Source organism: Stenotrophomonas chelatiphaga (assembly GCF_032054965.1).
GTDB classification, from domain to species: domain Bacteria; phylum Pseudomonadota; class Gammaproteobacteria; order Xanthomonadales; family Xanthomonadaceae; genus Stenotrophomonas; species Stenotrophomonas chelatiphaga.
This window is the reverse complement of the sequence record NZ_DAMBRS010000003.1, coordinates 148,527-161,302: the sequence shown is the minus strand read 5'-3', so window position 1 is coordinate 161,302 and position 12,776 is coordinate 148,527. Positions and strand designations below refer to the sequence as shown.

At 69.1% G+C, this 12,776-nt stretch carries 10 protein-coding genes; 4 read left to right on the top strand and 6 right to left on the bottom strand.

The annotated features are described in order from the left end of the window. Positions 1–138: 138 nt before the first annotated feature. Positions 139–2,625 carry a hypothetical protein gene (locus tag RTX79_RS06925; protein ID WP_312682916.1) on the top strand — a complete coding sequence of 829 codons (2,487 nt, stop codon included), beginning with the start codon at positions 139–141 and terminating at the stop codon, positions 2,623–2,625. A 29-nt stretch (positions 2,626–2,654) separates the two neighbouring features. Here the strand turns inward: RTX79_RS06925 and RTX79_RS06920 are convergent, their stop codons facing one another. After that, positions 2,655–3,605: an aldo/keto reductase gene (locus RTX79_RS06920; RefSeq protein WP_312682915.1), complete on the bottom strand. Its 951-nt coding sequence runs from the start codon at positions 3,603–3,605 to the stop codon at positions 2,655–2,657. A gap of 169 nt (positions 3,606–3,774) precedes the next feature. Here RTX79_RS06920 and RTX79_RS06915 point away from each other — a divergent pair, with 169 nt between their 5' ends. Next, positions 3,775–4,641 (top strand): class I SAM-dependent methyltransferase, encoded by an 867-nt coding sequence (locus tag RTX79_RS06915; protein WP_312682914.1) that lies wholly within the window; start codon positions 3,775–3,777, stop codon positions 4,639–4,641. Between the two features lie 56 nt (positions 4,642–4,697). On the opposite strand, the gene RTX79_RS06910 is transcribed toward RTX79_RS06915, so the two are convergent. After that, positions 4,698–5,630: a hypothetical protein gene (locus RTX79_RS06910; protein ID WP_312682913.1), complete on the bottom strand. Its 933-nt coding sequence runs from the start codon at positions 5,628–5,630 to the stop codon at positions 4,698–4,700. A 144-nt stretch (positions 5,631–5,774) separates the two neighbouring features. On the opposite strand from RTX79_RS06910, the gene RTX79_RS06905 reads away from it, so the two are divergent. After that, complete coding sequence (locus RTX79_RS06905) at positions 5,775–6,314, top strand: pseudouridine synthase (protein ID WP_312682912.1); 540 nt, start codon at positions 5,775–5,777, stop codon at positions 6,312–6,314. Between the two features lie 560 nt (positions 6,315–6,874). On the opposite strand, the gene RTX79_RS06900 is transcribed toward RTX79_RS06905, so the two are convergent. Together RTX79_RS06900 and hrpB are read right to left on the bottom strand one after the other, a co-directional pair. Continuing rightward, on the bottom strand, positions 6,875–7,276 hold the full coding sequence (locus RTX79_RS06900; protein WP_057507158.1) for a hypothetical protein: 402 nt from the start codon (positions 7,274–7,276) through the stop codon (positions 6,875–6,877). A gap of 106 nt (positions 7,277–7,382) precedes the next feature. Then, on the bottom strand, positions 7,383–9,887 hold the full coding sequence (gene hrpB / locus RTX79_RS06895) for an ATP-dependent helicase HrpB (protein ID WP_312682910.1): 2,505 nt from the start codon (positions 9,885–9,887) through the stop codon (positions 7,383–7,385). A 66-nt stretch (positions 9,888–9,953) separates the two neighbouring features. Between hrpB and RTX79_RS06890 the strand changes: the two genes are divergently transcribed. Beyond that, entirely contained in the window at positions 9,954–10,763 is an 810-nt protein-coding gene (locus RTX79_RS06890; protein ID WP_057507169.1) for a TatD family hydrolase, read from the top strand. 80 nt (positions 10,764–10,843) lie between these two features. Here RTX79_RS06890 and RTX79_RS06885 read toward each other — a convergent pair whose 3' ends face one another. Further along, a complete protein-coding gene (locus RTX79_RS06885) occupies positions 10,844–11,746 on the bottom strand; it encodes an NAD-dependent epimerase/dehydratase family protein (protein WP_312683027.1) in 903 nt (300 codons plus the stop codon). A gap of 2 nt (positions 11,747–11,748) precedes the next feature. Then, positions 11,749–12,687 carry a 2-dehydropantoate 2-reductase gene (gene panE, locus RTX79_RS06880; protein WP_312682909.1) on the bottom strand — a complete coding sequence of 313 codons (939 nt, stop codon included), beginning with the start codon at positions 12,685–12,687 and terminating at the stop codon, positions 11,749–11,751. Positions 12,688–12,776 lie beyond the last annotated feature (89 nt).

Here is a 12,776-nt window from a genome sequence, read left to right as displayed (position 1 = left end):
TTCCGCACACGAAGAAGCTCCGCCCGACGCGCGGCAGTGCACGCGTCCAGCGACCTCTCACCTGCCATGATGACGCCTGTACCACACCCCTCGGCAGCGGCCGGAGCCTTTGCCAGGCCGTTCAACCCGGCGCGCTGGTTGCAGGACATCGCCCAGCCGCTGCTGCCGGGGCGTCTTGTCCCGCGGCTGCAGAACGCGCCCGTGCCGCCGCCGCGCGCGGAGCCAGGCCTGTCGCGCGAGCTGCATGCGCTGTGCGATGGCGCTTCCAGCCAGATGTTCAGCTGGGGAGCCTCGATCGGTGTCGCGCGCCTGCTGCAGTTCGCCGAACGATTGGCGCCGGGGATCTCCTGCCCGCTGGTTGCCTACCAGGCGTTCTGTGCGCTGTCCGATGTGGCGCGCGGCAACCTGCTGCGCGCCGTGCAGGCGATGCCGATGACCGCCCTGACCCCGGCAGTGCTGCAGCAGCGGATCGCCGATGGCCTGCGGCCGTTCCTGCCTGCAGGGTTCCCGGCGGCAACCGGTCACCAGGAGCTGGTCATGGGACTGGCCTGCTGCGCCGCGGTGTACGAACTGACCCGCAACCATCCGGTGCAGACGCCGCGCAGTGCGTGGGCGGCGACCCTGCTGCAGACGCTGGGCCGGTTGCGCGCCGCGCTGAACGTGGTCGGCGGCCTGCAGGCCATCTGCAACCCCCCGGCGGCCGATCCCCATGCGCTCGCCGGCGCCCGCACCGGGCCGGCAGCCTGCACGGCGCTGCTGCCGGGGGCCGATGCCGGGGGGGCGAAAGCCAAGCCTGTCGTGCCGGTGCGCAGGCGACCGCAATTCGCTTCGATGGGCCGGCCCCGGCTGCGGTTCAACGTCAGGCGCATTACGGCGCGGCAGCGCAACCTCGGCCGGATGCGCCAGCGACACGGCCCCGGCGGCCAATCCGGGCCACCGATCCACACCACCGCCAACCGCAACAAGGAAAGCCTGCTCTGGCCCCTCCCGAAAAGGCCCGCAGTGCGTGCGCCCCCCTCCATACGCGACCACCATGCCAGGCCCGGGGAGACCAGATCCCGCATCAAGCAACCCGCCGGTACGGACGTGGGCCGTCCCGACAGGCCGCCACCGGCAAACGTCGCACCGACCACCACCGAGCCAGGCACCCTGGCGCCGGTCACCACCGAACCCACGCTGACCGATGCAGCGGATCAGCCACCCTCCTGCCTGCACTTCCACCGGCTGCACGAGGCCGAAGTGCAGGTGAAGAAACTGCGCCGGGAGCCACAGCCCGTGCGTTTCTGTGTCCACGACCGCGCACGCCCGGCCTTCGAGTGGATGCTGGAATGGCCCCGCCCGGGCAGCGACGACCCGAGGCACTGGATGGTCGCGCTGCCGGTGCATGAACGCTACGACCCCGCCCTGCGGGAGGCGCAGATCAGCAAGTACAGCGGCCTGGGTCAACTGCAGACGCGGGCGCCGCGCAACACGAGCGCACTGGGCGATGATGAACTGTTCGTCGTGCTGACCGTGTCGGTGGTCCCCGACCATCGTCTGAACCACCTCGAGGTGCCCGGCAACCAGATCCTGCCGCGCAACAGTTTCAGCCTCATCGAGCACACCGAACTGGACGGCGACACGCGGCAGTTCCTTGTCTGGTTCATCCACCGCCCGGCAGGCGTGGCCCGAGGCACGCGCGCCGGTTTCATCGAGATCGAGCGGGACGATGGGAACTACATCATTGCTGACCAGGAGACGGGTTTCAGCTTCTTCAGCGACAACCTGGACGACCTGCTCGCGGGTGTGGAGAAGGTATCCGGATGCCGCTTCCGTCCCGATGCGGATGATCTGCCGGTGCTGCAGCGCTACCGGGTCGACGACCTGCCGAAGATGCCGACGCTGAACCGCTTCGTCGGCGAAGCGGCCGCGCACATCAGCGGTGCGTCTGGCATGGGGACGACCGGTTTCAACCGGGAACTCCGTTTTTTCGAGCCGGTCGCCTTCGGCCACCTCGGTGGCCACAGTGGCCGGCTGCTGCCCAGCTGCTTTACCCTGGTCGGGCAGGACCTGGTCGCCGTGGACGAAACGGGCACCCTGTGCACGCTCAGATTCCTCGCAGATCCGCAACAGCCGGAACTGCACATCCTGATGCGGCACCAAGGAACCGACGCACAGTTCATCCGCGAGCATGGACTGCTACAGGACGAACGTTATCTGCGGCAGGAGATCATCGACATCGTGGAAAACTACGGCATGACCTACCTGCCATTGGACCAGACCGTCCCTGCCGAGCAGCGGTCACGCCTGGACGCCTTCTACATCGATGCCTCGGTCGCGCATCCCGGGCGCCCTGGCGACCCCGGCAGCCTCAAGGACGCGATCGAACCGCTGCCCGTGCGGTTGCTTTCAAGCTTCCGGGTGGTCGATGAGCGGATCCATTACGTCGACAACGACGGTATCGACGGCACGCTGATCCTGGCCGTCGACAACCAGCAGGGACCGCGGGTGAGGGTAGCCGCCCACAACACGCCGGAAGCCCTCGCGTTTGCCCGCAGCAACGACATCCGCGTCGACCGGTTCTACGCGATGCCTGCCATTCTGGCGGCGCTGTTCCGTCACGGCTACGTGCAGACCGAGGACTGACCAGGGCCAGGCCTGCCTGTCCCGCGCGGCTAGGCGCTGGCCGCGTCCAGTTCGGCTATGTCCTGCGCCGACAGCGCCAGCGTTGCGGCCGCCAGGATCTCGCGCAGCTGCTCCACGCTGGTCGCGCTGACGATCGGCGCGGTGATCGAAGGGCGCGCGACCAGCCACGCCAGTGCAACCTGCGAGGCGGTCGCGGCGTGCTTGCCGGCGATGTCGTCCAGCGCCGCCAGGATACGGTTGCCGCGCGGGTTGAGGTACTTCGCTACCACGGCCTCGCCGCGCGCAGGGCTCCTGGACGCGTCTTCACTGCGGCGGTACTTACCGCTCAGGAAACCGCTGGCCAGCGAGTAGTAACTGATCACGCCGAGCTGCTCACGCTGCACCAGCGCTTCCAGCCCGGCTTCATAACCGGAGCGGTCGTAGAGGTTGTATTCCGGCTGCAGCGTTTCATAACGGGGCAGCTGGTAGTCGGCTGATACCTTGAGTGCATCGGCCAGCCGCTCGGCACTGTAATTGGAGGCGCCGATGGCGCGGACCTTGCCCTGTTCGATCAGCCGCGCGAAGGCGCCCAGCGTCGTTTCCAGTGGCGTGGATTCGTCATCCTCGTGCGCCTGGTAGAGATCGATGACATCGGTCTGCAGGCGACGCAGCGAACCTTCCACCGCCGCGGTGATGTTGTCCGCCGACAGGCCGGGCTGTTCGGACCACTTCGCCACCTTGGTGGCCAGAACCACTTTGTCGCGCCTGCCGCTACGCGCGAACCACCTGCCGATCAGTGTTTCCGATTCACCGCCCTGGTTTCCCGGTACCCATGCCGAATACGCATCGGCGGTATCGACCAGGTTGAAGCCGGCATCGACAAAGGCATCAAGCAGGGCGAAGGTCGTTTTCTCGTCCGCACTCCAGCCAAACACATTGCCGCCGAAGGCGATGGGATGCACCTGCAGGCCGGAGCGGCCCAGTTCGCGGGTTGCCGTCATTCGAAATCTCCTCGGGTAGCGATCACAGCAGCATACGGGCAGGGAGATGACGCTGCTGCGGCAGCTGCCGCAAAACTGTGTTCCGGCGTGCCGCGTGGCGATAACGCTTTGTGAACACCGGAACCGCTTGGGCTGCTAGTCTGCGCCCACCATCCAAGGGAGCCCTGCCATGAAGAACCTGATCAACGTGTCTGCCTGTTGCCTCGCCGTGGCAGTGGCGCTGTCCGCATCGCCGCTTTACGCGCGCACGCCCGCTGCCGCCGGCGCGGCGTCGCAGGTACAGGTCAGCCCGGCGATCGAGGCGGCGGTGAAGTCCACCACGCGTGATCCGGCCAATGTCACCCGCGATGGCTTCCGCCATCCGGCGCAGACGCTGTCGTTCTTCAAGCTGACCCCGACCAGCACGGTCATCGAGATCACCCCCGGCAATGGCTGGTATTCGGAAATCCTGGCACCGCTGGTGCGCCAGCAGGGCCAGTACATTGCCGCGGTGGTGGATCCGGCAGCGGTGCCGGAAGGACGTGGACGCGACTACCAGCAGCGCAGCCGCGACGGCCTGCAGAAGAAATTCAGCACCGCGCCCGCACAGTTCGACAAGGCTACCGAAGTCGCCTACGACCCGGCCGCGCCGGTGTTCGGCAAGCCTGCTTCGGCCGATGTGGTGCTGACCTTCCGCAACGTGCACAACTGGCGCAAGTCCGGCCAGGCACCGGGCATGTTCAAGGGCTTTTACGACGTGCTGAAGCCGGGCGGCGTGCTGGGCGTGGTCGAACATCGCGCCAAGGCTGATGTCGGCGACGACGACGGCACCGGCTATGTCGGACAGCAGCAGGTGATCGCGATGGCCGAAGCCGCCGGCTTCAAGCTGGATGGCAGCAGCGAGATCAACGCCAACCCGCGCGATACCAAGGATCATCCCAACGGCGTGTGGACGCTGCCGCCGTCCAACAACCATGACGCAGCCGACGCGGCGAAGTACCGTGCCATCGGCGAGAGCGATCGCATGACCCTGCGCTTCGTCAAACCGCGCGGTTGAAGCGGGAGGGCCGGCATCCAGCGGCATCCGGCGTGCGCCGTCGGATGCCGGGGATGTCAGAGCAGTGACGCGATTCCGTTGCGGGTGACCGGTACCGGCTCCTGTTGAACGCCGAACGCCAGCGCAAGGGCGTTTACATAATGGGTGGCCAGGGCGTCCCGATGGGCACGCAGGCCCAGCTGCGACAGCAGCGCCTGTCCGGTGCAGGCGGCGTCGCCCGGCTGGTCCACGTCCAGCGTGGCCTGGCGCAGCGATGACGGACAGTCTGGCGCCCGGGACTGGTCGATCGCCCAGCGTCCAAACGCGGTCACCCGCTCCACCGTCGAGGTGTCCACGTGCTGCAGCCAGTGCAGCGTTGCGCCGATCAGCTCCAGCCCTTCCGGCGGCAGCTGATGGGCATGGCGCTGGCACAGTTCACCGAAGCGGAGGATCAGCCGGGGTTCCATCCGCGCTACACGGTTCACCAGCGGCACAAGGCCGGTGGCATGCGCGAACGCGCCGTCGGCCCTGCCCAGCGCCAAGTCCTGCAGCAGGACCAGGTAGGCGGTGGCCCCCATGTCGAACACCTGCGCGGCGGCGCCGGCGCGCAATGACGGCAGCGAACGGATCAAGGCGATACCAGCGGCATACGGACCGGCCTGTGCATCCAGCGCCAGCGGCAGCTCGGCAGCATGGCGTAGTGCCCAACCGCCCACTGCCACCAGCCGGCTGGTGCTGCCAGCAAAGGCGCTGTCGATCTGCGCGACCGTTGCCGGCATGTCGGCTCTGCGCAGCGCGATGTAGGTCTGGTCACGCTGTGTGGCATCTGCGACGGCCGGAAATCCGGGGAGCGGCACGGTCTGCGGTGCGGCCGGAGGCGTCGATGCAGCATTGGCTACGCCACGAATCACGCCGGCCAGCGGCGCGGCGGGCGTGCCGGGCGGGGTGCGTGCCGGTGGCGCAGCAGGGCGCGTCGCGGCGGCTGCCACACTGAATGGGGAAGGGTACAAGGCGGCCTCCAGCTGATGCAGGGGGGGACGGTCATGCCGGCTGGCATGACTGTACTGTCCGTCGCGGTCGGCACCGGCGACAATGGTCAGTGACGTCATTCCAGCCCGCATGACCGCGTTGCCGGTCATTTTGCAGATCTGCCCATGCCCCTGATTCTGTTCAACAAGCCGTTCAACGTCCTGTGCCAGTTCACCGACCGCAGCGTGCCGCCACGGCCCACCCTGGCGGGGTTCGGCTTACCGCCGGACGTGTACGCCGCAGGCCGCCTGGACCACGACAGCGAGGGGCTGCTGCTGTTGACCGATGACGGTGGGCTGGCCCACCGCCTGACCGATCCGCGGCACAAGGCGGATAAAACCTACTGGGTGCAGGTGGAAGGCGAACCGTCGCCGGAACGGCTGGCACAGCTGCGCCGTGGCGTGCTGCTCAACGACGGACCCACCCTGCCTGCCCGGATCGAGCAGATCGATCCACCTGCGCTGTGGGTGCGTGATCCGCCGGTGCGTTTCCGCAAGACGGTGCCCGATGCTTGGCTGTCCGTGACACTGCGCGAAGGGCGTAACCGGCAGGTGCGACGGATGACCGCCGCCGTCGGCCTGCCGACGCTGCGGCTGGTCCGTGCATCGATGGGGCCGTATCAGTTGGGCGGGCTGCAGCCGGGACAGTGGCGGCAGGTGGAATAAGGGCAGGTGCGGGGGGCGGGCAGCCCGATTGGCCAGAACCCAGCGGCCGAACGCTTCCAAGCGCAGTGCAACCAAGGCGTAAGTGGCCCCTATCTGCGCAATCAGCGGGGCGTGGATGGCATCCACTATGCTGGCGTAACGCCGGTCTCTTGCCATCGCCACGGCCATGTCGGCAGCGGTAAGCGCAGGGCCCAATGGCCGCAACGGCGCCGGCGGGCAGGGTGAGGCAAGCAGGCGCGGATCGAATTCGGCTGCCGGTGAATTGCCCACGGCGCAGGGGCGGAGTGCAGGCGCTGCAGGGCCTGGGGTGCTGGCCAGCGGGGCGTGCCTTGCCGGCGCAAGGGAGGCAGCGGCGGCGGCGCTGCTGGCGGAAAACATAAGCGGCTCCTGCGCACGACGGTGGATGGTCCACCGAACATGCAGGCACTGCAGCGGCCAACGCAACTGGCAACAGCGACATCGCCACCGCGAAAACGACGAAGGGCGTGGCATCCGCCACACCCTTCGTATCTGCCGAACCGGCCAGCACAGCGGCGGGTCTTCACCCCCGCGGCAAACGCTCAGGCGTCGCTGCCGATATCGCTGTGTTCGTCCACCACCGTGTTGACGCGGCGGTCACGTGCGGCAACCCGCTGCGCTTGTCCGTTGACGACATGGCCACCGGCCAGCTTCTTCTTCTGCTGCTTGCGATACAACGCGTAGCCCAGCAGACCGACGCCAACGGCAGCAGCGGCGATGGTCACCGCCGGGTTGCGGCGCACTGCCTTGGTGGCGATCCGGCCGCCGGTCTTCACTGCGCCCAGTGCTGCGCCGGTCTTCAGCCAGTCTGCAGCGGTGGGGCCGAGATGGCGCAGGCTGCCGCCCAGGTTGCCGCCTGCGTGCTTGATGCCATCACCAGCGCTATGGGCCAGGTCCAGCGCGCGTTCCAGTGCACGGTCGGTGATTACGGTCAGTCTGCTCATGTGGGGTCCTTTGCCTCGGGTCGAACTTCAGTGTCGCGCGGTTGCTGTAAACGGCATGTCAGTCAGGGCCGGATGGGGCGTGAGGCCGCAGCCCCCGTTCAGCCTGTCACGTCCCCCGCGGCTTGGCACGGTGCGTGGCCGTCGCGGTCCACGGGTCGTCAGGCCACGGATGGCGGGGATAGCGCCCCTTCATTTCCTTTTTTACTTCGGCATAGGTGTTCGCCCAGAAATTGCGCAGGTCCTGGGTGACCTGCAGTGGGCGACCGCCCGGCGAGAGCAGATGCAGGGTGAGCGCGACACGGTTGTCGGCGATGCGGGGCGTGTCGGCCAGCCCGAACAGCTCCTGCAGCTTCACCGCCAGGATCGGGGGCAGCGGTTCGCCGGATTCGCTGTCCAGGCTGTAGCTGATGCCACGTTCCAGGCCGGACGGCACACTGATCCGGGTCGGCGCATGGCGGTCCACCAGCTGTCGCTGCGACCAGTCCAGCGGGGTCTTCAGCGCCTCGCCGAAGCTGGCTTCGTCCAGTGCGTCCAGGCGCGTCCTGCCGGCGAAGGCCGGCTGCAGCCATGCCGCGCGGGTGGCCAGCAGGGCGGCGTCGCTGACATCAGGCAGTCCCAGTTCGGGCATCCAGCGGCGCAGTCCTTCCACCCGTGCCTGCCACTGCCGCAGGCCGTCGGTCCACGGCAGGGCCTGCAGGCCGAGTTCGGCCACCGCCTCGGTCAGCGCCGCGGCGGCCTGCGCCGGATCGACGCGTCCGGCCGATCGGCTGTCGAACACGATGCGTTCGAAGCGGCTTTCGCGCAGCGCCACCAGCGCCCGGCGCTCGGCGTCCCAGCGCACGATGTCTTCGCTGACGAAGCGCGACGCGAACACGCGGCGCAGGTACTGCTCATCCACCGGCGAGGCGCGCAGCAGCAGCCCATCACGCGCTTCGAAACGCAGCTCGCTGGCCACCAGCCAGGGTTCGCCGCGCAGGTCGCTCAGCTCGTGCAGGCGCGCGCTGCGGCCGTTGGCCAGCAGGTAGCGCAGCGGATCGTTCGGGTGGCGGAAGGCGATGCGGTCCGGGAACGCATGCGCCAGCAGGTCACCCAGCTGGTGCGCTTCGATGCTCGACGGCGGCGCGGCGTCACAGCGCAGGCGTCGCCGCCACTGTCGCGCTGCTGCATCGATGGCGGCCAATCCGCCGCGGTTCGCCTCATGCGGCGCGCGGCCACTCCGGAACGCCGCCAGCGCGCGCCAGCGGGGTGCCAGCGCGTCGCCGCCCTGGCGCAGCGGATCACGCGCTTCCAGCAGGGCGGCGACATCGGCCGCCAACGCCTGCTCGGTGCCGGCGGTTGCGGCCAGCAGCATTGCCGCCAGCCGCGGATGGGTGCCGATCGCCAGCATCCGCCTGCCCTGTGCGGTGATCGCATGGGTGGGTGACAACGCGCCCAGGCGCTGCAGCAGCTCACGCGCGGCGGCCAGTGGCCCGGCCGGTGGCGCGTCCACGAAGCGCAGGTCACTGCTGCCCCACGCCGCCAGTTCCAGGGCCAGCCCGGTCAATTCGACCTGTTCGATTTCCGCCCGGCGTTGCGGCTCGAGCCGCTGTGATTGCGGCCACAGGCGCCATGCCCAACCGGCTGCCACGCGGCCGGCACGCCCGGCGCGCTGGTCGGCCGACGCCTGCGCCACGGCCACCACGTCCAGCCGGGTGAAGCCGCTGTTGGGGTCGTACTGCGGCTCCCGCGCCAGCCCGCTGTCGATCACCACGCGTACCCCGGGCAGGGTGACCGATGATTCGGCCACGTTGGTGGCCAGCACCACGCGGCGGCGGCCATCGGCCGCAGGCTGCAGCACGCGCCCCTGCTGTTCCACCGGCAGCTCGCCATGCAGCGGCAGCACCTCGGTGGCCGCATCCACGGTGTCCTGCAGGCCCGCCAGCACACGCTGGATCTCGCGTTGCCCGGGCAGGAACACCAGCACGTCACCGGGATGGGTGGCCAGCGCCTGCTGCACCGCGCGGCGCACCTGCAGCTCGAGGGCTTCGTCGCGGCGGGCGGGGAAGTGCGAGACCTCCACCGGGAAACTGCGGCCCTCGCTGGACAGGCGCGGCGCATCAAGCAAGCGCGCCAGCCGCTCGCCGTCCAGCGTCGCCGACATCACCACCAGGCGCAGGTCGTCGCGCAGCTGCGCCTGCACGTCCAGCGCCAGCGCCAGGCCGAGATCGCCGCTGAGGTGGCGCTCGTGGAACTCATCGAACACGATCGCACCGATGCCCTCCAGCATCGGATCGTCCTGCAGCATGCGGGTCAGGATGCCCTCGGTGACCACCTCCACGCGGGTGCGCGCAGAGACCTTGTTCTCGAAGCGGATGCGGTAGCCCACGGTGTCGCCGACCTCCTCGCCCAGCTGCCGTGCCATGAACTGGGCGGCAGTGCGCGCGGCGACCCGGCGCGGTTCCAGCAGGATGATCTTCTGCCCGGTAAGCCACGGCGCATGCAGCAGCGCCAGCGGTACCTGGGTGGTCTTGCCGGCGCCCGGCGGGGCTTCAAGGACCAGTCGCCGGTGCTGGTCGAGGCTGTCCTTGACCTGCGGCAGCAGCGCGGAAATCGGGAAGTGCGGGGTGCTCATCGCACAAGGATAAGGGGCCATGGGGCCGGCAGGTACAATGAGCCGGCGTTCCCCACTGCGATGACCATGCAATTGATCGATATCGGCGCCAACCTCACCCACGACTCCTTCGACCGCGATCGCGATGCCGTGCTGGCGCGTGCGCGCGATGCCGGCGTGGCGCAGATGGTGATCACCGGCGCCAGCCGCGAACATTCACCGTTGGCGCTGCAGCTGGCGCGCCAGCACCCCGGCTTCCTGTATGCCACCGCCGGCGTCCACCCGCACCATGCGGTGGACTACACCGACGAATGCGACGCGGAAATGCGCGCGCTGCATGCGCACCCGGAAGTGGTCGCGGTGGGCGAGTGCGGGCTGGATTATTTCCGCGATTTCTCGCCGCGCCCTGCGCAGCACCGTGCGTTCGAGCGCCAGCTGCAGTTGGCGTCCGAGGTCACCGCTGCCGACGGTGCGCGCAAGCCGCTGTTCCTGCACCAGCGCGACGCGCACGCCGATTTCATGGCGCAGATGAAGAACTTCGAGGGCCGCATCGGCGCGGCGGTGGTGCATTGCTTCACCGGTGAACGCCAGGAAATGTTCGATTACCTGGACCAGGACTGGTACATCGGCATCACCGGCTGGCTGTGCGACGAGCGCCGCGGCGCGCACCTGCGCGAGCTGGTCAAGCACATCCCGGCGAACCGCCTGATGATCGAAACCGACGCGCCGTACCTGCTGCCGCGCTCGCTGAAGCCGATGCCCAAGGACCGCCGCAATGAGCCGATGTACCTGGCGCATATCGTGGAAGAGCTGGCCCGCGACCGCGGTGAAGCGACCGACGTCGCGGCGGCCACCACCACCGCCGCTGCGCGCGCATTCTTCCGACTGCCGGGCTGATCCCGGCAGGCCCGTGGGTGACCACCGGCGGTTCTGGTGGGTGACGACCGCTGATTCTGGTGGGTGACGACCGTTGGTCGTCACGCCCCTGCGGGCAAGCGCTGCCCATCCCCGTGTTCCCACGCATCCTGCAGTCCCTCGCGGTAGCTCGGAAAGCGCGGCTGCCACTGCAGCATCGCGCGCGTGCCGCGGCTGTTGATGCGTTTGTTGCCCTCGTAGAACCGCCGCAGCGACGGGCTGACCGCCGGATCGTCCCACTGCTGCTGCGTCGGCAGCGCATATCCGCCCAGCTGCGCGGCATAGGCCAACACCTGCTGCGGCGGGGCCGGTTCGTCGTCGGCGGGCAGATACCGTGCGGCAGGCCGTGGGTGCTGCAGGGCCGCGACCACCACATCGGCCAGGTCCTGCACATGCAGCCGGTTGAAGACCAGCCCGGGACGTACCACATGGCGGGCACGTCCGGCAGCCAACTGCACCAGCGCGTTGCGACCCCGCCCGTACAGACCCGGCAGCCGGAACACCGCCGAGTCGATGCCCCGTTCGCTGGCCAGCGCCTGCCACTGCCGTTCGGCATGCAGCCGCTGCAGCGCCGACGGCGAGCTGCCATCGGCCAGCGAGGCTTCGTCGACCCAGCCACCGTCGCGGCCTGCGTAGACTGCCGTGGACGACAGATACCCGACCCAGCGCAGCGACCTGCTGCTGGCCAGTGCGGCACGTACCAGGCGCATGGCCGGATCGCCGTCGGCATCGGGCGGCACCGTGCACAGCACGGCATCGGCGCGGCCGAGGGCCTCCAGCAGCGTGGCATCGACGGGCTGGTCGCTGGCAAGTCGGTGGCGCGCCAGGCCGTCGATGGCGTGTGCCGCCGGCTCCCGCACCGTGCCGTCCACCGTCACGCCCAGCGCCAGCAGGCGGCGGGCAATGGCCTGGCCGCTGTAGCCAAGCCCCAGGATGAAGATCCGCTTCGGCAGGTCTGCCACGATGCTCAGCCCGCGCGCTGCGCCTGGTAGGCCTGCAGGGCGTCGTAGGCCTGTGCCAGCAGCGGAGCCTGCTGGCCGAAGCTGCGCGCACGCGCCAGCATGTCACCGACGATGTGGTCTGCTTCGACCTGCTGCCCGGCTTCCAGGTCGCGCAGCATCGACGCCTTCAGTGCCGAGCCCGGCTGGGTCAGCGCGGCCAGCGCGGTCTCCTGCGCCGGCTCCGGGATGGGTTCACCGGTGGCTTCGGCCACCGCCACGCATTCGGCGTACAGCGCGCGCAGGAAATCCTCGCCCCCCGGCGCGGCCACGATGCTGCCGATATCGGCGCGACGCAGGCAGGTGGCGGCCGCAAGCGCGGTCAGGAAGGTGTACTTCACCCACTGTTCCTGTCCGATCTTTTCGCTGGCGGTGTGGTCCACGCCGCCCTGCACGCAGGCGGCGGCGAAGGCCAGCACACGGGCGCTGAGACCGACGTCATCGCGCTCGCCGAAGGTCAGCCGGGCTGGCTTGGCCAGGTGCTGCACGGATCCGTCTTCGGCCTTGGTCGCGCTGATGAAGCACAGTCCGCCCATCACCGCGTCGCGGCCGAAGCGTGCATCCAGCGCGGCATAGTGGCGCAGTCCGTTGAGGATCGGCAGCACGCTGGTTCGCGGTCCCACCGCCGGCGCGATGGCCTCGATGGAACTGTCCAGGTCGTAGGCCTTGCAGCTCAGCAGGACCAGGTCGAACGGGTGCCCGGCGACCAGCGCCGGCAGTGCATCGGCGGTGACCTGCTGCACCGGGAAAGCGGCGTCGCCGAGCGGGCTGTGGATGACCAGGCCATCGCGCTGCAGCTGCGCCGCACGGGCGGGGCGCACCAGGAAGGTGACGTCCACGCCGGCCTGGGCCAGGCGTCCGCCGAAGTAGCCACCGGTACCGCCGGCGCCGAGGATCAGGATGCGCATTGCAGTCTCACCACGTTGTCAGGAATCGCTGTGGGGATTGTGCCTGTTTCGCGCGTGTCGGGGCCGTCGTGCTGGGCGTGCTGGTCGGT